Origin of the sequence: Acidovorax sp. 93 (genome assembly GCF_003633835.1) — a bacterium.
Taxonomy (GTDB): domain Bacteria; phylum Pseudomonadota; class Gammaproteobacteria; order Burkholderiales; family Burkholderiaceae_C; genus Acidovorax; species Acidovorax facilis.
Map to the genome: position 1 here is coordinate 5,065,383 of NZ_RBIT01000001.1, position 20,617 is coordinate 5,085,999.

The following is a 20,617-nucleotide window of genomic DNA, read 5'->3' on the forward strand; positions in this document are numbered from 1 at the left end:
CTTGGTGGTAGAAGGTTTATTGCTATATAAAATATAGCAATATTCCAATAGTTTGCACCCCTCTCCATCGGCGCGCGGTGCCAATCCCTGCATTTGGCCCGTATTTCCACAGTGACAGGGCCTTTTGGTGGCGCAGGGCCTGCACTATGCTGCGGGCATGAAAGCCGTACTGCTCGCGGGGGGCCTGGGCACCCGCATCTCGGAAGAGTCGCACCTGCGTCCCAAGCCCATGATCGAGATCGGTGGGCGGCCCATCCTTTGGCACATCATGAAGATGTATGCCGCCCATGGCGTCAATGACTTCATCATCTGCCTGGGCTACCGGGGCTACGTGATCAAGGAGTATTTCGCCAACTACTTCCTGCACATGTCGGACGTGACCTTTGACATGGCCAACAACCGCATGGAAGTGCACCACCGCCACGCCGAGCCCTGGCGCGTGACGCTGGTGGACACCGGCGAAAGCACCATGACCGGCGGGCGTTTGCGACGGGTGCAGGAATACCTGCCTGCGGGCGAGCCCTTCTGCTTTACCTATGGCGACGGCGTGGCCGACCTGGACATGACGGCCCAGTTTGCCTTTCACCGCGCCCACGGCTGCCAGGCCACAGTCACAGCCGTGCAGCCCCCGGGCCGCTATGGCGCGCTGGTGCGCGATGGCGACACCGTGGCCGGGTTCGAGGAAAAACCGCGTGGCGACGGCGGCTGGATCAACGGCGGCTTTTTTGTGCTGCAGCCCGAGGTGATCGACCACATCGAAGGCGACGCCACCAGCTGGGAGCTGGAACCCATGGCCCGTCTGGCCAGCAGCGACCAGCTGCGCGCCTTTGAGCACACCGGCTTCTGGCAACCCATGGACACGCTGCGCGAGAAGAACCTGCTCGAAGACCTGTGGCAATCGGGCCGCGCACCCTGGAAGTGCTGGTAACCCCGATGCGCCCTGATCCCGATTTCTGGCGCGGCAAGCGCGTGTTGCTCACCGGCCACACCGGCTTCAAGGGCGCGTGGCTGGCCCTATGGCTGCAGCGCCTGGGCGCGCAGGTCACTGGCGTGGCGCTGCCGCCCGCCACCGACCCCAATCTGTTCACGCTGGCCCAGTTAGGTCAGGCAATCCCGGGCATCGAAAGCCATTTTTGCGACATCCGCAGCCCCCAGGCCCTGGCCATGCGCGTGCGCGCCGCCCGGCCCGAGGTCGTGCTGCACCTGGCCGCGCAGGCGCTGGTGCGGCCCGGCTATGCAGCGCCGCTGGATACCTTTTCCACCAACGTGATGGGCACGGCGCATTTGCTCGATGCCCTGCGCGGGCTGGCTGGCGTGCGCGTGGCCGTGGTGGTCACCACCGACAAGGTCTACCGCAACCGCGAATGGGCCTACCCCTACCGCGAGGACGACGCCCTTGGCGGGCACGACCCCTACAGCGCCAGCAAGGCCGCCACCGAGCTGGTCACCGCCAGCTACCGCGATTCTTTCCTGGCCGCACAGGGCATCGCCGTGGCCACCGCCCGCGCGGGCAATGTGATTGGCGGCGGCGACTGGGCGCAAGACCGCCTGCTGCCCGACGCTGTGCGCGCCTGGGAAAAGGGCGCAACCTTGCACATCCGCCGCCCCCAGGCCACGCGCCCCTGGCAGCATGTGCTGGAGCCGCTGGCCGCCTACCTGCGTCTGGCCCAGCGCCTGTGGGAATCTCCCGCCTTGGCCGGTGCCTACAACTTTGGCCCGCTGCCCCACGAGGCGGCCACGGTCAAAAATGTCGTTGAATTGGCCTCCACCGCCTATCCAGCAAGCGCTACCAGCTATGAAAACGAGAGCGAAGGCCCGCACGAAGCCGGCTGGCTCGCGCTCGAAACCGCCCATGCCCGCCAGGTGCTGGGCGTGGCCCCGCACTGGTCGCTGAATACCGCTGTGGCCCGCACCATGAACTGGTACCGCCAGCAACACGGCGGCGCCGATGCCCGCGCGCTGTGCCTGGCCGACATCGACGCCTGGGAGGCGCGCCCATGAGCCGACTGGCCCTGGCGCCACTGCCGCTGGCTGGGCTTTTCCGTGTTCAGCGCCAGCCGCTGGTGGACGAGCGCGGCTTTTTTGCGCGCCTGTTCTGCGCCGAGGAATTAGCGGGCGCGGGCTGGACGGCGCCCATCGCCCAGATCAACCAGAGCTACACGGCGCTCAAAGGCACCGTGCGTGGCATGCACTACCAAAAGCCGCCACACGCCGAGATGAAGCTCGTGAGCTGCCTGCGCGGTGAGGTCTGGGATGTGGCCGTGGACCTGCGCCAGGGCTCGCCCACCTTTTTGCAGTGGCATGCCGAGCATTTATCGGCAGACAACGGCAACGCGCTCCTGATCCCGCCCGGTTTTGCCCATGGCTTCCAGGCGCTGAGCGACCATGCCGAGCTGCTGTATTGCCACTCTGCGGCCTACGCGCCCGCCGCCGAGGTGGGTCTGCACCCGCTCGACCCGCGCCTGGCCATTGCCTGGCCGCTGCCGGTGGGGCAAATGTCGCCCCGCGACGCAGGCCAGCCCGGGATGACCGAAGAATTCGAAGGAGTGCGCCTGTGAAGTGCCGACACTGCGGCAGCCCGCTGCAACTCACGTTCCTGGACCTGGGCAGCGCGCCCCCGTCCAATGCCTACCTGAGCGAGGCCGCGTTGCGCGCGCCCGAAACCTGGTTCCCCCTGCGCCTCTTGGTGTGCGAAACCTGCTGGCTGGTGCAGACCGAAGACCACGCCGGGCGCGAGGCGCTGTTCACCGACGACTACGCGTATTTCAGTTCGTTCTCCTCGTCGTGGCTGGCCCATGCCCAGGCCTATGTCGAGGGGATGCGCGAGCGCCTGGGCCTCACCGCCGCGAGCCGCGTGGTCGAGGTCGCGTCGAACGATGGCTATCTGCTGCAGTACGTGCAGGCGACCGGCATCCCCTGCTACGGCGTGGAGCCCACGGCCAGCACGGCGGCGGCGGCTCGCGCCAAAGGCATAGCGGTGGTGGATCGGTTCTTTGGCGTGGCGCTGGCCGACGAGCTGGCAGCCGCCGACCGCCAGGCCGACCTGATCGCCGCCAACAACGTGCTGGCCCATGTACCCGACATCAACGACTTTGTGGGCGGCTTCACGCGGCTGCTCAAGCCCCATGGCGTGGCGACGTTCGAGTTCCCTCACCTGCTGCGCATGGTGCAGGGTTGCCAGTTCGACACGGCGTACCACGAGCACTACTCGTATTTGTCGCTCACGGCAGTGCAGCGCATTTTTGAGGCCAACGGCCTGGTGGTGATCGATGTGCAGGAGCTGCCCACCCACGGCGGTAGCCTGCGGGTGTTTGCCGCCCGCGCCGACGCTCTCGGCCACCCTCAGGCCACGACCGAAGGCGCCGTCCGCGTGCAGCAACTGCTGGCCACCGAGGCAGCGGCGGGCATGCTGGGCGCCGGTTTTTACAGCGATTTTCAGGCCCAGGCCATACGGGTCAAGCGCGAGCTGCTCATATTTTTGCTGCAATGCCAGGCCGACGGCATCACCGTGGGCGCCTACGGCGCGGCCGCCAAGGGCAACACCCTGCTCAATTTTGCGGGCGTGCGGCCCGACCTGCTGCCCTACGTGGTGGACAAGAACCCCGCCAAGCAGGGCCAGTACCTGCCGGGCAGCCACATCCCCGTGGTGAGCGAGGCGCACCTGCGCGCCCACAAGCCGCAGCGCATCCTGATCCTGCCCTGGAACCTGCGCAGCGAGGTGGCCGAGCAACTCGACTACACGCGCAGCTGGGGCGCGCAGATGGTGGTGGCCGTGCCGCGCCTGGAGGTGTTCTAGGTGATCGAAGTGCACCCCACCGCCAAGGTTTCGCACCTGGCCGACATCGAAGACTCGGTGCGCGGCACGCGCATCGTGGTGGGCGCGCACTCGTTGATCGACAGCTTCGTCAAGGTCAAGCCTGCGGGTGGCAGCGGCGACCTGGTGGTGGGCGAACATGTGGTCATCAACGCGGGCTGCGTGCTCTACACCGGCAACGGCATCCAGATCGGTAATTACGTGGCGATTGCCGCCAACTGCACCTTTGCGCCGGTCAACCATGCCTATGCCGAACGTGGCCGGTTGATCCGCGAGCAGGGCTTTCTGCCCAGCAAGGGTGGCATTGTGATTGAGGACGACGTGTGGATCGGAGCCAACTGCGTGCTGCTCGACGGCGCCGTGCTGCGGCGGGGCTGCGTGGTGGGCGCGGGCTCGATCGTGCGCGGCGACCTGCGGGCGTACACCGTTTACGCGGGCCAACCGCTGGCGGCCGTGGGGGAGCGTCGGTGACGGACCTGCCCCCTTCGACGTTTACGGTGCTGGGCGCCTCGGGCTACATCGGCAGCCGCCTGGTGGCGCACCTGTGGGCCCAGGGCCACACCGTGTGGGCGCCACCGCGCGGCGATGCCGAGGTGTTCACCCGCCCGCTGGGCCATGTGATCTATTGCGTGGGGCTCACCGCCGACTTCCGCACGCGCCCGTTCGACACCGTGGACGCCCATGTGGGCCTGCTGGCCGAGGTGCTGCGGCGCGCGCAGTTCGACTCGCTGCTGTACCTGTCGTCCACCCGGGTCTACATGGGGGCGGCCTCCACGCACGAGGACGCCCCGCTGTCCGTGCTGCCGGGTGACCCGTCATACCTGTACAACCTGACCAAGCTCACCGGCGAATCGCTGTGCCATGCCTGCGGGCGCCCCGGGGTGCGCGTGGCGCGCTTGTCAAACGTGGTGGGCCCTGGGATGGACACCGCATCAGGCAACCTGGTGGCCGACCTGCTGCGCCAGGCGCGGCAAGGCCACATCGTGCTGCGCTCCGATCCGCAGTCCGCCAAGGACTATGTGCACGTGGACGACCTGCTCGACGGGTTGCCGCGCATTGCGCTGGCGGGCCGCGCGAGTGTCTACAACGTGGCCAGCGGCGTGCAGATAACGCATCGGCAGTGGCTGGAGTGGCTGGCCAGCACCCACGCGGCGACCTTCGCCATCACAGAGCCTGCGCCGTGGCAGGGGTTCGCACCCATCGATGTGACGCGCCTGCGCGATGAATTCGCTTGGAAGCCCCGTCGCATCCTGGTTGACGGCGAGGCGTGGTAATTTTTTACGACAGAGAAGGGAAACGGATATGGCAAACCATTTGCACCCGGTATTTTTCGGAACCACGGAACCCGCAGCCTTCCTGCAAGGCATTCAGCAAGCGGTGAACCAAATCAGCGGCCAGGACGGCATCTACGCGGGTGACAATCTTTTCACCTACCACCGCAATTTGGGTTTTCTGGAAGATGAGCCACTGATGCGCGCGTTCAATGCGCACGCCGGTACGGAAATCGAAAAGGCCGTGCTGTGGCGCATATCCACAGTGCTGTGGGGTGTGCGCAATGGGCTGCGGCTGGAGGGAGATTTTGTGGAATGTGCCTGCTACAAGGGCACAACGGCGCGCATTGTGTGCGACGCGGTGGACTTTGCCAGCCGGCAGGATCGCCACTATTACCTGTACGACCTGTTCGATCACGACCCCTCGCTCCCGCACCATGCCATGCCGGAGCACAGCAAGCAGTTGTATGCGCAGGTGAAAGAGCGGTTCTCCGGCTTCGGCAACGTGACCGTGACGCAAGGCAAAGTGCCCGACGTGCTGGCCGAGGTCGCGCCCCGCAAGATCGCCTTCATGCACCTCGATATGAACAATGCGGAGGCTGAGGTTGGCGCGCTGGAAGTGCTGTTTGAACGCATGGTTCCAGGGGCCGTACTGATTCTGGATGACTATGGCTGGCTCGCGTACCGGGCGCAAAAGCTGGCCGAGGACCCCTGGTTTGCCAAGTACGGGTACCGTGTGCTGGAAATGCCCACCGGCCAGGGCCTGTTGATCAAATGAAAGGCGTGACCATGCATCCATCAGAACAATTTCGCCTGGAGCGGCAAGCGCGTCTGGAGTCGTATGCCAGCGATGGGGCGTTCCAGACCCTGTCGCGCGACTGGCTGCAGGCTTCCATGCAGCGGCAGTATGTCTACAACTTCGACTGGATGGGCCGGCCCATCATCCAGTACCCGCAGGACATGGTGGCCATGCAGGAACTGGTGTGGCGCGTGCGGCCCGATCTGATCATCGAGACTGGCATCGCCCACGGCGGATCGCTGGTGCTCAGCGCCTCGCTGCTGGCGCTGCTCGACATGAGCGATGCCATCGAGGCAGGCACCACGCTGGACCCACGCGCCTCGCGCCGCAAGGTGCTGGGGGTGGACATCGACATCCGCGCCCACAACCGCGCCGCCATCGAAGCCCACCCCATGGCAAGCCGCATCGCGATGATCCAGGGATCGGCTGTGGCGCCCGAGGTGGTGCATGAGGTGCGCGACTTTGCCAAGGGCTACCAGCGCGTGCTGGTGTGCCTGGATTCCATGCACACGCACGACCATGTGCTGGGCGAGCTCAACGCCTACGCGCCCTTGGTGACGCCCGGCAGCTACTGCGTGGTGTTCGACACCTTTGTGGAAGACATGCCGCCCAAGTTCTTTGCCGACCGACCCTGGGACGTGGGCAACAACCCCAAGACGGCGGTGCACCAGTGGCTGGCCGACCACCCGGAGTTCGAGATCGACGCCGAGATGGAGCAGCGCCTGCAGGTCACGGTAGCGCCGCACGGGTTTCTGCGCCGCAAGGGGTGATGGCGCGCCCCTTGGGACCGGAAATCTCATAAAAACACCGGCTAGCGCTTTTGGAGTAAGCGCTAGCAGCTATCAAATTTGAAGCATTTGTCTGGTCGGGGCAATCCCTGTGTCCAGGCTCCGAGCGCTTCAGGCTGCGGAACCGGAACCCAGGCCCATCGCCTGCGTGGCATGCCGCAAATAGGTCACGGCAAATTCGGTGTGGCCGTGGGCGTGTTCCACCTCGGCCAGGCAGGCCAGGGCCACCGGGTCGTTGGGCATGGCGCTGAGCACGGTTTCGGCCAGCTCGGTCACGGCGATCCAGTGGCGGTCCTTGAGGGCTGGGCCCGCGCTGGTGTCTGCGCCGGTGGCGGGTGTGGGCGGTGGGGCGGCCTTGGCCTTGTCCACCAGGTCCTGCAGGCGCTGGTGGGCCTCGTGCAGGCTCACACGCTGGCCGGGTTTCAGGCCTACGCCGGGAACGGGCGGCTGGGTCCAGGCCTCGGGCAGCTGGGGCAGCCAGTCCTGGATCGCCTGGGCCTGGGCGTCGGGGTCGTCCGGGTGTTCGGCCCGGGCTAGCCACTGCAGCCACATCACGCGCAGGCCTTCGGCGAAGTGGTGGTTGAAGATGTCCTCGCGCATCAGGGCCGATGCCTCCACCTCGGCGCGCAGCCCCTGCCGCAGGGTGTTCAGCGCCTGCGCGTCGGCCGCCAGGCTGGTGGCGATGCGCACATAGTCCTCGGCCGTTTCGGCCAGCCACTCGGTGCGGCCCAGGTAGGCCAGCAGGCCCACGCCCATGCGGCTCTTGAAGCTTTCGCCCACCATCGACACGATGGGCAGGCCCATCCACAACACGTCGAAGGTGGTGGTGCCGCCCGTCAGCGGGAAGGGGTCGAGCGCGATGTCGATGCGGTGGTAGGTGAGGTACTGGTTGTCGTTGTGCAGCCCGACCAGATCAACCTGTGCCGGGGGCAGGCCCAGGCGCTCGCAGCGCTCTCGGTACGCCTGCGCAAAATCGGGCCGGTCCAGGTTCTTGCCCTCAATGAGCAGGCGCGACCCTGGTACGGCGGCGAGTACGCGGCCCCATAGGGCCAGCACCTCGTCGGTGAGCTTGCCCAGGTTGTTGCACGAGCCAAAGGTGATGAAGCCATTGGCGAGCGCAGGGGTCGGGCGCACCTGGTAACGCGGCTGGTAGCGCCATAGCGGGTTGCGGCTCATGGGGCGGTAGCAGGCAAACAGCGTGGGCAGGCGGTAGAGCTGCTCGGTGTACTGTGCTTCGGCGCCAGGCGGGTCGGTGATCTCGTCAGTGAACTTGTAGTCCACGGCTGTGAGCCCGGTCGTGGCCGGGAACCCCAGCCAGGACACCTGCACGGGGGCGGCTTTTTGGGCCAGGGTCAGCAGACCATTGAGTCCTGTGTGGCCCGCCAGGTCGATCAGGATGTCGATGCCCTCGGCGCGGATGGCCTCGGCCTGGTGCTGGGCGCTGAAGCCCGCCAGGCGCACGAAATGGTCGACGTGGCGCTTCACCCGCTCGGTCACGTGGTCGTCGCGCGGGAATAGGTAGAACGCAAACACTTCAAACTGCCGCCGGTCCAGCTGCGCCAGCAGCCCCTCCACAAAGTACATGACCGAATGCACGCGGAAGTCGGGCGAGAGGAACCCAATCTTCAGGCGCTTCCAGGGCGATCCCCGGTGCTCGGCAAAACTCGGCCACCCGGACCGCAGGGGTGGCTCGAACGTGGTGCCGTACTGCCGTGCCGCTGCTGACAGCTGGGCGGCGTCCACCGCAGGGTCGGCCAGCATGAAGAGCAGCTTGTTGGTGTAGTTGCCCGGGTCGCTGGGGCGCATGGCGATGGCGGTTTCGCAGTCCTTGACCGCCTCGCGCACCTGGCCCAGCTCGCGCCGGTGGATGGCGCTTTGCATGAGTGCTGCAACGCGGTCGTGCAGGGTCTCGGCCAGGGCAGCTGCCTTCTGGCTGGCGTCGAAACCCTTGTCGTGTTGGGTCAGCAGGTAGCAGCATTCGGCCAGCTTGATCCAGCCAATGGCCTGCTCGGGGCGCAATTTGCACACTTCTTCCAGCAGGGGCAGGGCGTCGGCGTTGCATGCTTGCTCGATGAGTACATTGGCGTAGTTGACCAGCAGTTCCGCATCGCCCGGCCAGTACACGTAGGCCTGCCGGTAGGCTTGAAGCGCCGCTTCGAACTCACGTTGCTTGTTCAGCGAGAAGCCCAGTAGCCGGTGCGCAGTGAGGTTGCGGCCGTTCTTACGAAGTGCCTGGCGGCACAGTCGGGTCAGCAGGGGCCAGTCGGCGCTCGCGAGGGCCGCACGCAGCCGGGTGTCGTCCTGTTCAGGGGCTTTGAAGTGCACGTTACTGCCGGTCTTTGACCAAAAGGACTCTGGGCGGCACAGTGTGCCACGGCGGTGCGGGGCGTGCGCCCTTTGTGGCGCTGCCCGCCCTTGAACAGTTTCTTACTGGCGGAGCAGAGACAGCACGCCCTGGGGAATCTGGTTGGCCTGGGCCACCATGGCCGTGCCGGCCTGCTGCAGGATCTGGGCGCGCGACAGGTTGGCGGTTTCTGCCGCAAAGTCTGCGTCCTGGATGCGCGAGCGCGATGCCGACAGGTTCTCCGAAGTGATCTGCAGGCTGGCAATGCTGGTCTCAAAGCGCGACTGCATGGCGCCGAGCTTGGCTCGTTCTCCGCTGATGAAGGCCAGGGCCGAATCCACCGTCTTCAGGGCGTCCGTCGCATTGGTGAATGTGGTCACATCCAGGTTGGCGACGGTGTGCAGGCTGGAGCCGCCATTGTCCAGCTGGTTGCTGGCCGAGGTGACGGCGAAGGACTTCTCCGAATCCAGGGTGATGTAGCCGCCTGTTGCGATGCTTTCTGCCGTGGCGTCGGCTGCCAGTGTCTGCGCTGTGCCGTTGCTGGCCCCGGCGGCGTCGTAGCCGGTCACCGTCACGGTGGCTGCATTGGCATTCACGGTGTCGCCGATCACGATGTTGTTGCCGGTGGCGTTGGTCAGGATGATCTGCGTGCCGTCCGAGCTCAGCGAGGCGTTGATACCCGTCTTGGCCGACTGCTCGTTGATGGCAGACACGGCGGGCGACAGGCGGTCCGTGCCGGTACCGGAAGTCAGTGTGAACGAGATGGTGCGGGCAGCACCCACGTTGTCGCCTTCCAGCGTCAGCGAGTAGGAACCGGCTGAGGCCATGCCGCCCAGGCGCACTTCACTGCGTGCCGTGGCAGTCACACCGGTCTCTGCCTTGAGGGCATTGATCTGGTCGGCCGTGGTCTTGGCGGTGGCGTTCGATGCCACCGACATCGTGCCTGTGCCCAGGTAGCCGCTGATGGCCACGGAACCGGCGGTCACGCCGTTGACGACCGCGGCCGTGCCGCTGACAGCGGCTTGCGCGCCAATGCCCGAGCCGTTGGAGGCAATGTTCTGGTTGTTGCCATACACACTGGTGCGCAGGTTGGCCGTGGCTGCCACGATGGTCTGGTTGGCGTTGGCGCCCACCTGGAACTGCTGCGTACCAAAGGTGCCGTCTAGCAATTTCTGGCCGTTGAACTCGGTGGTTTGCGAAATCCGGTCAAGTTCTGCCACCAATTGGCCGACTTCCTGTTGCAGGGCCTGGCGGTCGCCAGCGCTGTTGGAGGCGTTGGCCGACTGCACCGCCAGTTCCCGCACACGCTGAAGGATGTTTCCGGCCGCTCCCATGGCACCTTCGGCCACCTGGGCCAGGGAGATACCGTCGTTCGCATTGCGAACCGCCTGGTTCAGGCCCCGGATCTGGCTGGTGAAGCGCTCTGAAATCGCCAAGCCGGCGGCATCGTCCTTGGCGCTGTTGATGCGCAGCCCGGATGATAAGCGCTGGATGGCCGTGTTCAGCGACGCCTGGCTGGTGCCCAGGTTGCGCTGGGCGGTCAGCGAGCTGATGTTGGTATTGATGGTTGCTGCCATGGCGAAACTCCTTAACGTCGCAAGACGGATCTGTTTGCCGGTTCAAGCGCACCCGTCCGGCTGTCAATGGGGGAACGATGGATGAATTGTGGAGACGCTGCTTTTGGGCGTTTGGGGGATAAGCGGCAAAAAAGTCGTACAACTTGTGCGTTTGCCCCTCAAGTTTTCCGGCGGCAACCCGAAAACAATTGCAACGGTCCGTAAGCGGCCCGCCGTTCACCAGATGGCCCGAGAGCACTGGCGAACCCCAGGAGGCCAGCGTGTTGCTGGCGACCCCGGTCGGCGGCAACGCCATATTCAGTCAGTTCTTTCAGGAGATTTGCAATGGCTTCCACCATCAATACGAACATCGCCTCGCTCACCGCCCAACGTAACTTGGGTACGAGCCAGACTTCCCTCAACACCTCCATCCAACGCTTGTCGTCGGGCCTGCGCATCAACAGCGCCAAGGACGATGCCGCCGGCTTGGCGATTTCGGAGCGCTTCACCAGCCAGATCCGCGGCCTGAACCAGGCGGTTCGCAATGCGAACGACGGTATCTCCCTGGCGCAAACGGCTGAAGGCGCACTGAAGGCTTCCGGCGACATCCTGCAACGTGTGCGTGAACTGGCTGTGCAGTCGGCCAACGCTTCCAACAGCGCCGGCGACCGCCAAGCCCTGCAGTCGGAAGTCGGCCAGCTGGTCGCCGAACTGGACCGCATCTCGCAAACCACCGAATTCAACGGCGCCAAGCTGCTGGACGGTTCGTTCGGCACGCAACAGTTCCAAGTGGGCGCCAACGCCAACCAGACCATCGTGGCGGCAACAGGCAACCTGCGCACCAGCGTCTATGGCAACAACCAGAACGTGGCTTCCAACGGCTCGGGCATTGGCGCACAGGCTCCCGTCAGTGGTACGACGGCCAATGCCAACGGCGTGACCGCCGGTTCCGTGGCCATCAGCGGCTACCTGGGCACAGGCACTCTGTCGGTGACCTCCAGCGCCACCGCCAAGGCCACGGCCGACCAGATCAATGCCCTCAAGGCAGACACCGGTGTGACTGCCACGGCACGCAGTGAAGTGCGCCTGGGCGGCATGGCATCGGCCGGTTCCTACTCGTTGACGCTGGAAGGCGACAACGTGGGTGCCGCCCGTACCGTGTCGTTCACGCTGACTTCGGCCACTGGCACGGACCGTCTGTCGGCCGCTGTGTCCGCGATCAACGATCAGGCCGCCAAGACCGGGATCAACGCTTCGCTGAGCTCGGACGGTAGCCAGATCATCCTGACCAACGCAACTGGCAATGACATCGTGGTGGGCGACACCTCCAATGCCAACGTCGCCACTGTGACAGTGACCGGCTACGACGCAGCAGGCGCTAGCAACGGTACTGCCCGCACTTTGGGCGCCGACACGACGGCGGAGCGCGTGAGCACCGGCGGCTACATCACGCTGGACTCGGAAAAGTCCTTCGCTGTGACCTCGGCCAGCAACCAGCTGGACAACGGTGGCTCTGCCCTGCAAACCGTGGCCAACCTGGATGTGACCACGTTCAGCAACGCGACCAATGCCCTGAAGACGGTGGACTCTGCACTGGCCTTCATCAACGGTGAGCGTGCCAAGCTCGGTGCTCTGCAATCGCGCTTTGAAACATCGATCAGCAACCTGCAAGTGACGTCGGAAAACCTTTCTTCCTCGCGTTCGCGTATTCTGGATGCCGACTTCGCCGCAGAAACGGCCAACCTGTCGCGTGCCCAGATCCTGCAACAGGCCGGTACGGCAATGGTGGCCCAGGCCAACCAGCTGCCCCAAGGTGTGTTGGCCCTGCTGCGTTAAGCGGCGGGCATGGCAGCCAGGGCGTTGCAGCGCCCTGGTGGACCCCAGGCGGCGGCAGATTTCTGTCGCCGCCCTTTGGCTTTTTGGAAGGCGGGTGCCAGGACCGCTGGATAAGACGGGTTTCCTGGCGTGTTTACGGACGTTCTTGATCGCCGTTCGGCGCCATAATTTCCGTTGGACCAGTTCAGGAGGTTTGTATGGCAACCATTTCATCCCCAGGCGTCGGCACGAACGGACTTGATGTCAAGAGCATCATTTCCCAGTTGGTCACCCTGGAAAAGAGGCCCCTGGACACGCTGAAATTGCAAGCGGCCACGGTCAATACCAAGATTTCTGCCTTTGGACAGATCAAGTCGCTGGTGTCCACGCTGCAGGATGCAGCGGGCAAGCTCACCAGCGTGACTGGTTGGAATGGCGTGGCTACCACGTCGTCCGACTCCAAATTTGTTTCCGCCACCGCCGTAGGGGGCACGCTGCCCACCACGTTCAGTGTCGAGGTCCAGAGCCTTGCTAAGGCGCAGGCCACCGCATCGGCTGCTTTGCTGCCCGTGGGCGGAGCGCTCGGATCCGGTACGCTGCGCCTCGAATTGGGCAAGTGGAGTGTTGCGCCCGCGTCGTTCACACCTGGCAGCGGTCAGCCCGTAGACATCACTATCAGTGCGAGCGACAAGCTGTCGGACGTGGCCAGCAAGATCAATGGGGCCAATGCAGGGGTAACGGCGTCTGTACTCAGTGATGCGTCGGGCGAGCGCTTGCTGCTGCGCAGCAAGAGCACCGGCGAGGAGTTCGGGTTTCGCCTGAGTGTGATGGAGGACGGCGACACCGACCCTCAGAGTGCGGGCAACACCGACGCCACAGGCTTGTCCCGCCTCGTCAACGGTGCCACGGTCACGCAGGCGGCCGCCAATGCCAAGGCCACGGTCAACGGGATCGCGGTGTCTTCGGCCACCAATACGTTTGCCTCCACGATTTCGGGCGTGACCTTCAAGGCCGAGCAAGTGACGACGGCTCCCATTGATATCACCGTGAGCAAGGACAACTCCGCGATCCAGTCCAACATTGATGGATTCGTGAAGGCCTACAACGCCATCAACCAGTTGCTGCAGGACGCCACCAAATACGACGCCGCTACCAAGTCGGCAGGGTTGCTGCAAGGCGACTCGACGGCGGTGGCGCTGCAAAACTCCCTGCGCAATGCCATCCAGTCGGTCACTACAGGGGGCGGTGCTTTCCAGCGGTTGGCGGACATTGGCATTACCCAGCAGCTGGGCGGAGACCTGGTGGTTGATTCCTCCAAGCTCACCAAGGCGCTGTCCGAGAACCCCGACGACGTGAAAAACCTGTTCCGCAATACCGGCGGCGGCGCTGCAGATGGCATTGCCGTCCAGCTGAAGGCGCTGACCACCAACCTGCTCTCCAACGATGGTTTCTTCAAATCCAAGGATGCCACCTTGCAGCTGAGCCTCAAGCGCAACAGCCAGGACCAGACGCGGGTGAATGAGAAGGTTGAGGCATTTGAAAAGCGCATCACACAGCGGTATAACGCACTCGATACCCAGCTGAGCAGCCTCAATGGCCTGAACGCGTATATCTCACAGCAGGTCACTGCCTGGAACAAATCGACTGGTTAATCAGGGGCTTCAGTTTTTCTGGCACATGCCGATAACTTAAGTAATACCTCGGAAGGATTGTCAGCATGTTCAGCGCCTACAGCCCCCGTGCAGCCAACGCTTACCAGCGTATCAATGTGGAAACCAGCATGCACACGATGGACCAGCACCAGCTGGTCAGCCTGCTGTATGAAGGTGTCCTCAATGCCATCGCCACGGCACGTGGCGCCCTGGCGCGTGGTGATGTGCTGGCCAAAGTCAATGCCATCTCCAAGGCCGTGCGCATTCTGGAGGAGGGCCTGAGCACCTCGCTCGACAAAGTCGATGGGGGCGAACTGGCCGAAAACCTGGGTGCGCTGTACGACTACTGCATGCGCCGCCTGATCCTGGCCAACGCCCGCAACGACGACGCCATCATGCAAGAAGTCATGCGCCTGATCGAACCCGTGGCCCAAGGCTGGAATGAAATCAAGAAAACCGGCACCGCGGCTTCGTCCGATGCGCCCGCCGCCACTGGCCAGCCTGTGCTGGTGGAGGCATAACCATGTCACACATGCTGATTGACTATTACAAGGCGATTGAAGACAGCAGCGCCAAGATGCTGGAGGCCGCCAAGCTCAAGGACTGGGATGGGGTGGTGCGCTACGAAGGCGCCTGCGCCGTGCTGATCGAGCAACTGCGCTTCAAATCGCAAGAGCACGAACTGCTGCCTGAGCACAAACGTGAGAAGACCCGCATCATGCAGCGCATTCTGCGCAACGATGCCCAGATTCGCTGCCTCGCTGAGCCCTGGCTGGCGCAGTTTGAACACCTGTTCGAAGGCCAGCCGCAGATGATGCACTGAGGCGTGCGCTGAGCCGCAAAAAAGCCGACCCCACGAGGTCGGCTTTTTCATGGGCGAATAGGGCTATGCCGCTTATCTATCAAGCGCAGGGAGCTATTAAATTGAGAGCGGACGGTTCCTGGCGCTTGGCATCCAGCTCGCCGCGGCCAGCGATGCATCGCTCAGCCCCTGGTACCAAGAGCGTGGCGTGTCTTTGGGGATAAAAAGTGCCCATAGCGCTTGCCTACAAAGCGCAAATGCTACAAAAATAGGAGTGAAAGAAGGCCCCTACCGCTCGATACCGGCGCGCCCCACGCGAGGGATGCCCAGCAAGGTCCGCCCCACGCGAGGGATGCCCAGCAAGGTCCGCCCCGCAGCGAGGGCATCGTTCCCTTGCCCACAGCGCGCAGCGCTGTGAGAGCGAGGGGAAGCGGCGCAGCCGCTCGGGGGCGTGCCGCTGCTATACCTGCATGTTCATGATGTCGGTATAGGCTTGCACCATCCGATTGCGCACATGCAGCGTGGCTTGAAAGCCGATCTGGGCCTTCTGGATCGCCACCATGGTTTCTTCGAGGCTGACAGAGGGGTTTTCCATCTGCACCTCGGTTTGCAGGTTCGAAGAGCGGTTTTGTGCGGCGCTGACCGACTGCAGTGCGCCTTTGAGCGCCCCCGAGAAACCCACGTCATTTGCGTCGTTTTGCGGCGCTGCAGCACGGCGCGCCACGCCAGCGCCCGTGAGCGGGGCGGTAGAGCTTGAGATGCGAAGGTCCATGGCTGTATCCGTGGGAATGGCGGTATGCTGCGTATCCTAGCCATCGCGCCGGGACCCATCGCTCTGAATTGATGGCCAAACGCGCGGCTTATCCAGCGAACATTTTGGAGGCGTGACCGAATAATCGACCCCACGCTTTGGTCCTTGCCGGGCCACCCTACTGGAAAGCAAGATGTCTGCAGTTGCTGAAATTCCTCTCACCCCCCCTGCCAGCCCGAACTGGCTGCAGCGGCTGTCTGCCCTGGACAGGGCGCAGCGCATGCGGCTGGGTGTGGGCGCGGCGCTGCTGGTGGCGGTGGCCATTGCGGCCATCGTGCTGGGGCGCCAGCCTGACTACCGCGTGCTGTTTGCCAATCTGAACGACAAAGATGGCGGTGCCATCGTGGCCCAGTTGTCGCAGATGAATGTGCCTTACAAGCACGCCGATGGCGGTGGTGCCATCCTGATCCCTGCAGACCGCGTGCACGATGTGCGCCTGCGCCTGGCCACCCAGGGCCTGCCCAAGGGTTCGGTGGCGGGTTTCGAACTGATGGAATCCAGCAAATTTGGGATGACCCAGTTCCAGGAGCGCCTGAACTTTCAGCGGGGCCTGGAGGGCGAACTCACGCGCTCCATCCAGGCGCTGTCGTCGGTGCAGGGTGCGCGGGTGCATCTGGCGCTTCCCAACCAGAACGGATTTTTCCGGGAGCAGCAAAAGCCTTCGGCGTCGGTGCTGGTGAGCCTGCACCCGGGCCGTATTCTGGACCGGGCGCAGCTGGCGGGCATCGTGCACCTGGTGGCTTCCAGCGTGCCGGAGCTGTCTCCGTCCGCCGTGAGCGTGCTGGACGATACAGGCAAGCTGCTGTCCCAGTCGCCCGATACCGCTGCTGGAAACGGTGTGGATGCGCAGCAACTGCTGTATGTGCAGCAGATCGAACAGCAGTACACCCGCCGCATCCTGGACATCCTGGAGCCCGTTGTGGGCCGAGACAACGTCAAGGCGCAGGTGACGGCCGAGGTGGATTTCACCCAGACCGAATCCACCTCCGAGCAGCACCGGCCCAACCTGGCCACCGATGCCAGCGCCATCCGCAGCCAGCAGGTGGTGGAAAGCACAGGCCCTCAAGGCAATCTGCCGCCCACTGGCGTGCCGGGCGCCACGACCAATCAGCCCCCTGCACCGTCTGCCGCGCCCATCAATGGCGCCAACCCGCCGCCCACCGCCGCCGGCCAGCAGGCTCAGGGCGCCCAAGCAGTGGGCAGCAAGCGCGAATCCATCACCAATTACGAGGTTGACAAGACGGTGCGCGTCACGCGCGGCGGCAGTGGTGCCCTCAAGCGGGTGAGCGCAGCGGTGGTGGTCAACTACCAGTCCACGGAAGACAAGGGCAAGACCGTGTCGAAGGCGCTCACACCCGAGCAACTGGAGCAGATGACGGCGCTGGTGCGCGAGACCATTGGCTTCAACCGGGATCGCGGCGACTCCGTCAACCTCATGAACACCCCGTTCCAGGTGACCGCAACGCCAACCAGCGACATTCCGCTGTGGAAGCAGCCTGAAGTGATCGATCTGGCCAAGTCGTTTGCCTGGCCGGTGGGTGCGGTGCTGTTTGCGGCCCTGGTGCTGATGGGCCTGGTGCGTCCGGCCCTCAAGGGTACTGGCGCGGCGGCCAAGCCCCGTGCCATCCCGGTGGCCGGTGGTCAGCTGGATGCCGTGGAGTCCGAAACGCCCGAACGCCCGGCGCTGCCTGCGCCGGCCAAGAAAAACGAGGTGCTTCCTGCCACGCCGGAGCAATTGCGTCTGGAAGAGGCGCGCGTGCTGGCCAAGGAGAACCCGGTGGCTGTGGCCAATATCCTGAAGACCTGGCTGAACGGCGAGCCGGTCTAATCACCGACACCACGGACGACGACCATGGACGACCAAGGACTCAACGACGCCGCGATCATGCTGATGTCCCTCGGCGAGGAAGAGGCTGCCGAAGTGTTCAAACACTTCTCGCCCAAGGAAGTGCAGAAACTCGGCGAAACCATTGCGCGCATGCGCTCGGTATCGCGCGAGAAAGTGGACGAGGTCATCAACAAGTTCTCCGGCGCCGCTGCTGCGCAGAGCCTGCTGGTGTCCGACACCGGTAATTACGTGCGCGCCGTGCTGCGCCGCGCGCTGGGCGACGACAAGGCGGGCCTGCTCATCGACCGCATCCTGCAGGGCGGCGACGTGTCGGGCATCGAGAGCCTCAAGTGGATGGACCCACTGTCGGTGGCTGAACTGCTGCGCAACGAACATCCCCAGATCGTCGCAGCCATCCTGGTGCACCTGGACAGCGACCAGGCGTCGGGCATCCTGATGCACCTCACTGACCGTCAGCGCAGTGAAATTTTGCTGCGCGTGGCCACGCTGGAAGGTATTCAGCCGACGGCGCTCAAGGACCTGAACGAGGTGCTGTTCAAGGTGCTGGCGGGTGGCGACAAGATCCGCAAAAGCTCTCTGGGTGGTGTCAAGGCTGCGGCCGAGATCATCAATCTGCTGGGTGGCAACATGGATGCCGTGGTGCTCGAATCCATCCGGGGTTACGACCCCGATCTGGCCCAGAAGATTATGGACAAGATGTTCGTGTTCGAAGATGTGCTCAAGCTCGACGACAAGGCGATCCAGACTGTGCTCAAGGAAGTGGCGTCCGAAACGCTCATCGTGGCACTCAAGGGAGCAGTGCCCGAGCTGCGCGAGAAGTTCCTGTCGAACATGTCCTCGCGTGCCTCCGAGGCATTGCGCGAAGACCTCGAATCGCGCGGCCCGATGCGGTTGTCCGAGGTCGAGGCTCAGCAGAAGGAAATCCTGAAGACCGTGCGTCGCTTGTCCGACGAGGGTCAAATCGTGATTGGATCCGGCGGTGATGATGCCTTCGTCTAGCCAGCGCTCTTATTCGCGCTTCATTCCCAGCGAGGAAGTGGGCGATTTCACGCAGTGGAAGTTTGGTGCGGTGGACGGCTCCGACCTGGTTGAACCAGCGGAGCCCGAGCCTGTGGCGGAGATTCCGGCCGAAATTGATGAGGCTGCGCAGCAGGCACTGATTCAGCAGGCATGTGATGACGCCTACGCTGAGGGCTTTGCCCAGGGGCAGGCCCAAACGGCGCTGGAATGGCAGCGGCGCATGGACGAATACATTGCCCAGCAAGGGCATGAAACGGCGCAGCGGCTGCAGAGCGTGGTGCAGACCCTCGATGCAAGCCTGATCGACATGCAGCAGCAGATGGCCCAGCAACTGCTGGAGCTGGCCTGTGACATTGCGCGCCAGGTGGTGCGCCAGGAACTGTCCGTCAACCCCAACGCCTTGCAGCCCGTGGTGAGGGAGGCGGTAGGCATGCTGGTGACCGAGGGGCGACCTGCCATGGTCCGCCTGAACCCTGCAGATATGGAGGCGATGGCCCAGCCTCTGCGCGAAGAAATCGATGCCCCCGGTGTGCAGTGGATGGCGGATGCTGCGGTGCCGCCGGGCGGCTGCCTGGTGGAATCAGCCGGTACGGCGGTGGACGGCAGCCTTGACAAACGCTGGCAGCGGGCCATTGCCGCACTGGGGCTCCAGTCGCCATGGCAAGAGGAAGAAGAGGGCAGTGATGGCCGTTGAATCTCCTTCTGCCTGGACACGCCTGATGGACGACGCGCGTGCGCGCGTCGCTGAAGGCGCGCCGCTGGAGACGCGCGGCACGCTGACCCGGCTAACGGGCCTGGTGCTGGAGGCTGTGGGCATCCGCGTGCCCGTGGGCTCGCAGTGCATGGTCCAGATGCCGGGGCATGCCCCCGTGCTGGCAGAAGTGGTGGGTTTTTCTGCGGACCGCGCTTTTCTGATGCCTGCGGGAGATATCCACGGACTCTCCAGTGGTGCCAGTGTGGTGCCCGCTGCGCCCTACATCCCCATCCCCCGTCTCGGCGAGCCCGCGCGGGCCATCCAGCGTGCGGGTGTACTGCGCTTGCCGATGGGCGAAGGCCTGCTGGGCCGGGTGGTGGATGCGCAGGGACTGCCGCTGGACCATGGCGGGCCCGTGCAGGACGTGGTGTCTGAGCCCATGGGGCGCCGCCAGATCAATGCCATGGACCGGGACCCTGTGCGCGAATCGCTGGACACGGGCGTGCGCGCCATCAATGCCCTGCTTACCGTGGGGCGTGGGCAGCGCCTGGGTTTGTTTGCCGGTTCAGGGGTGGGCAAAAGCGTCTTGCTGGGCATGATGGCCCGCTACACACAGGCAGATGTGATCGTGGTGGGGCTTATTGGCGAGCGGGGGCGCGAGGTCAAGGAATTCGTGGAAGACATTTTGGGTGAGGACGGCCGTGCGCGATCGGTGGTGGTGGCGGCGCCTGCTGATGCGCCGCCGCTCTTGCGCATGCAGGGGGCTGCATATGCCACGGCGGTTGCCGAGCACTTTCGGGACAAGGGCAAGCATGTGCTGCTGCTCATGGATTCGCTCACCCGCTATGCCATGGCGCAGCGCGAAATTGCGCTGGCCATCGGTGAGCCTCCCGCCACCAAGGGCTATCCGCCCTCCTGCTTTGCCAAGCTACCGCAACTGGTGGAGCGCAGTGGCAATGGGCTGCACGGGGTTGGCTCGATCACGGCTTTCTACACGGTGCTGTCTGAGGGCGATGACCAGCAAGACCCGATCGCTGACGCGGCGCGTGCGATTCTGGACGGGCACATCGTGCTGTCGCGGGCTTTGGCCGAGACGGGGCATTTCCCCGCCATCGACATCGAGCAGTCTGCATCCCGCGTGATGCACAACGTGGTGTCGCGCGGGCATTTTGATCTGGCGCGACGCTTTCGGGCAGTGTATTCGCGCTACCAGAAGAGCCGGGATCTGGTGCAGGTCGGGGCGTACATGAGCGGCTCCGATCCTGCCCTGGACGAAGCCATTCGCCTGCAGCCGCAGATGGCCGCCTTCTTGCAGCAGGACATGTTCGAGGCCGCCTCGATGGACCAGAGCGTGGCGGGCATGGCAGCGGTGTTGGACCATTGAACACCTTGGGTAGTCAGC

General features: G+C 64.4%; 19 protein-coding genes. 16 read left to right on the forward strand and 3 right to left on the reverse strand.

Translation table 11 applies throughout. The features are described from left to right. Positions 1 to 157: 157 nt before the first annotated feature. The 8 genes from rfbF to C8C93_RS23255 are packed head-to-tail and all read left to right on the forward strand — an operon-like array spanning position 158 to position 6,654. Positions 158 to 928, forward strand: a complete 771-nt coding sequence (gene rfbF / locus C8C93_RS23220; protein ID WP_121508950.1) for a glucose-1-phosphate cytidylyltransferase — start codon at positions 158 to 160, stop codon at positions 926 to 928. A 5-nt stretch (positions 929 to 933) separates the two neighbouring features. Beyond that, the gene (gene rfbG / locus C8C93_RS23225) at positions 934 to 2,001 is read left to right on the forward strand and encodes a CDP-glucose 4,6-dehydratase (RefSeq protein WP_121508448.1); all 1,068 of its coding nucleotides are present in this window, start codon (positions 934 to 936) and stop codon (positions 1,999 to 2,001) included. Beyond that, positions 1,998 to 2,558: a dTDP-4-dehydrorhamnose 3,5-epimerase family protein gene (locus tag C8C93_RS23230; protein WP_121508449.1), complete on the forward strand. Its 561-nt coding sequence runs from the start codon at positions 1,998 to 2,000 to the stop codon at positions 2,556 to 2,558. The genes rfbG and C8C93_RS23230 overlap by 4 nt, the downstream gene beginning before the upstream one ends. Further along, the gene (locus tag C8C93_RS23235; RefSeq protein WP_121508450.1) at positions 2,555 to 3,796 is read left to right on the forward strand and encodes a class I SAM-dependent methyltransferase; all 1,242 of its coding nucleotides are present in this window, start codon (positions 2,555 to 2,557) and stop codon (positions 3,794 to 3,796) included. Before C8C93_RS23230 ends, C8C93_RS23235 begins: the two co-directional genes overlap by 4 nt. Continuing rightward, entirely contained in the window at positions 3,797 to 4,285 is a 489-nt protein-coding gene (locus C8C93_RS23240; protein ID WP_121508451.1) for a DapH/DapD/GlmU-related protein, read from the forward strand. Further along, positions 4,282 to 5,088, forward strand: a complete 807-nt coding sequence (locus tag C8C93_RS23245; RefSeq protein ID WP_121508452.1) for an NAD(P)-dependent oxidoreductase — start codon at positions 4,282 to 4,284, stop codon at positions 5,086 to 5,088. Before C8C93_RS23240 ends, C8C93_RS23245 begins: the two co-directional genes overlap by 4 nt. A 28-nt stretch (positions 5,089 to 5,116) precedes the next feature. Continuing rightward, positions 5,117 to 5,863 (forward strand): class I SAM-dependent methyltransferase, encoded by a 747-nt coding sequence (locus C8C93_RS23250; RefSeq protein WP_158603290.1) that lies wholly within the window; start codon positions 5,117 to 5,119, stop codon positions 5,861 to 5,863. Between the two features lie 11 nt (positions 5,864 to 5,874). Beyond that, positions 5,875 to 6,654, forward strand: a complete 780-nt coding sequence (locus tag C8C93_RS23255) for a cephalosporin hydroxylase family protein (protein ID WP_121508951.1) — start codon at positions 5,875 to 5,877, stop codon at positions 6,652 to 6,654. Between the two features lie 129 nt (positions 6,655 to 6,783). Here C8C93_RS23255 and C8C93_RS23260 read toward each other — a convergent pair whose 3' ends face one another. Together C8C93_RS23260 and C8C93_RS23265 are read right to left on the reverse strand one after the other, a co-directional pair. Beyond that, on the reverse strand, positions 6,784 to 8,997 hold the full coding sequence (locus C8C93_RS23260; RefSeq protein ID WP_121508454.1) for an acetylglucosamine transferase: 2,214 nt from the start codon (positions 8,995 to 8,997) through the stop codon (positions 6,784 to 6,786). Positions 8,998 to 9,099: 102 nt separating this feature from the next. Further along, entirely contained in the window at positions 9,100 to 10,593 is a 1,494-nt protein-coding gene (locus C8C93_RS23265; RefSeq protein WP_121508455.1) for a flagellin, read from the reverse strand. 324 nt (positions 10,594 to 10,917) lie between these two features. On the opposite strand from C8C93_RS23265, the gene C8C93_RS23270 reads away from it, so the two are divergent. From C8C93_RS23270 to C8C93_RS23285, 4 genes are all read left to right on the forward strand, one after another. Continuing rightward, on the forward strand, positions 10,918 to 12,408 hold the full coding sequence (locus C8C93_RS23270) for a flagellin (protein WP_121508456.1): 1,491 nt from the start codon (positions 10,918 to 10,920) through the stop codon (positions 12,406 to 12,408). Between the two features lie 197 nt (positions 12,409 to 12,605). Then, a complete protein-coding gene (gene fliD, locus C8C93_RS23275) occupies positions 12,606 to 14,039 on the forward strand; it encodes a flagellar filament capping protein FliD (RefSeq protein ID WP_121508457.1) in 1,434 nt (477 codons plus the stop codon). Between the two features lie 65 nt (positions 14,040 to 14,104). Then, positions 14,105 to 14,560, forward strand: coding sequence for a flagellar export chaperone FliS (gene fliS / locus C8C93_RS23280; RefSeq protein ID WP_055398289.1), 456 nt, complete (start codon positions 14,105 to 14,107; stop codon positions 14,558 to 14,560). Positions 14,561 to 14,562: 2 nt separating this feature from the next. Continuing rightward, the gene (locus C8C93_RS23285; RefSeq protein ID WP_010466046.1) at positions 14,563 to 14,862 is read left to right on the forward strand and encodes a flagellar protein FliT; all 300 of its coding nucleotides are present in this window, start codon (positions 14,563 to 14,565) and stop codon (positions 14,860 to 14,862) included. A gap of 439 nt (positions 14,863 to 15,301) precedes the next feature. Here C8C93_RS23285 and fliE read toward each other — a convergent pair whose 3' ends face one another. Continuing rightward, the gene (fliE, locus tag C8C93_RS23290; RefSeq protein ID WP_055398288.1) at positions 15,302 to 15,613 is read right to left on the reverse strand and encodes a flagellar hook-basal body complex protein FliE; all 312 of its coding nucleotides are present in this window, start codon (positions 15,611 to 15,613) and stop codon (positions 15,302 to 15,304) included. Positions 15,614 to 15,785: 172 nt separating this feature from the next. Here fliE and fliF point away from each other — a divergent pair, with 172 nt between their 5' ends. From fliF to fliI, 4 genes are read left to right on the forward strand one after another with little or no spacing between them, the layout of a single operon-like run. Continuing rightward, positions 15,786 to 17,480 carry a flagellar basal-body MS-ring/collar protein FliF gene (gene fliF / locus C8C93_RS23295; RefSeq protein ID WP_121508458.1) on the forward strand — a complete coding sequence of 565 codons (1,695 nt, stop codon included), beginning with the start codon at positions 15,786 to 15,788 and terminating at the stop codon, positions 17,478 to 17,480. A 24-nt stretch (positions 17,481 to 17,504) separates the two neighbouring features. Continuing rightward, positions 17,505 to 18,500, forward strand: a complete 996-nt coding sequence (gene fliG / locus C8C93_RS23300) for a flagellar motor switch protein FliG (protein ID WP_055398286.1) — start codon at positions 17,505 to 17,507, stop codon at positions 18,498 to 18,500. Continuing rightward, on the forward strand, positions 18,484 to 19,215 hold the full coding sequence (locus tag C8C93_RS23305) for a flagellar assembly protein FliH (RefSeq protein ID WP_121508459.1): 732 nt from the start codon (positions 18,484 to 18,486) through the stop codon (positions 19,213 to 19,215). Before fliG ends, C8C93_RS23305 begins: the two co-directional genes overlap by 17 nt. Continuing rightward, entirely contained in the window at positions 19,205 to 20,599 is a 1,395-nt protein-coding gene (fliI, locus tag C8C93_RS23310; protein WP_121508460.1) for a flagellar protein export ATPase FliI, read from the forward strand. The genes C8C93_RS23305 and fliI overlap by 11 nt, the downstream gene beginning before the upstream one ends. Positions 20,600 to 20,617 lie beyond the last annotated feature (18 nt).

Coding starts and splice junctions, on each gene's coding strand:
- rfbF (WP_121508950.1), top strand. CDS start 158: ATGAAAGCCGTACTGCTCGCGGGGGGCCTGGGCACCCGCATCTCGGAA.
- rfbG (WP_121508448.1), top strand. CDS start 934: ATGCGCCCTGATCCCGATTTCTGGCGCGGCAAGCGCGTGTTGCTCACC.
- C8C93_RS23230 (WP_121508449.1), top strand. CDS start 1,998: ATGAGCCGACTGGCCCTGGCGCCACTGCCGCTGGCTGGGCTTTTCCGT.
- C8C93_RS23250 (WP_158603290.1), top strand. CDS start 5,117: ATGGCAAACCATTTGCACCCGGTATTTTTCGGAACCACGGAACCCGCA.
- C8C93_RS23255 (WP_121508951.1), top strand. CDS start 5,875: ATGCATCCATCAGAACAATTTCGCCTGGAGCGGCAAGCGCGTCTGGAG.
- C8C93_RS23265 (WP_121508455.1), bottom strand. CDS start 10,593: ATGGCAGCAACCATCAATACCAACATCAGCTCGCTGACCGCCCAGCGC.
- C8C93_RS23270 (WP_121508456.1), top strand. CDS start 10,918: ATGGCTTCCACCATCAATACGAACATCGCCTCGCTCACCGCCCAACGT.
- fliD (WP_121508457.1), top strand. CDS start 12,606: ATGGCAACCATTTCATCCCCAGGCGTCGGCACGAACGGACTTGATGTC.
- fliS (WP_055398289.1), top strand. CDS start 14,105: ATGTTCAGCGCCTACAGCCCCCGTGCAGCCAACGCTTACCAGCGTATC.
- C8C93_RS23285 (WP_010466046.1), top strand. CDS start 14,563: ATGTCACACATGCTGATTGACTATTACAAGGCGATTGAAGACAGCAGC.
- fliE (WP_055398288.1), bottom strand. CDS start 15,613: ATGGACCTTCGCATCTCAAGCTCTACCGCCCCGCTCACGGGCGCTGGC.
- fliF (WP_121508458.1), top strand. CDS start 15,786: ATGTCTGCAGTTGCTGAAATTCCTCTCACCCCCCCTGCCAGCCCGAAC.
- fliG (WP_055398286.1), top strand. CDS start 17,505: ATGGACGACCAAGGACTCAACGACGCCGCGATCATGCTGATGTCCCTC.
- C8C93_RS23305 (WP_121508459.1), top strand. CDS start 18,484: ATGATGCCTTCGTCTAGCCAGCGCTCTTATTCGCGCTTCATTCCCAGC.
- fliI (WP_121508460.1), top strand. CDS start 19,205: ATGGCCGTTGAATCTCCTTCTGCCTGGACACGCCTGATGGACGACGCG.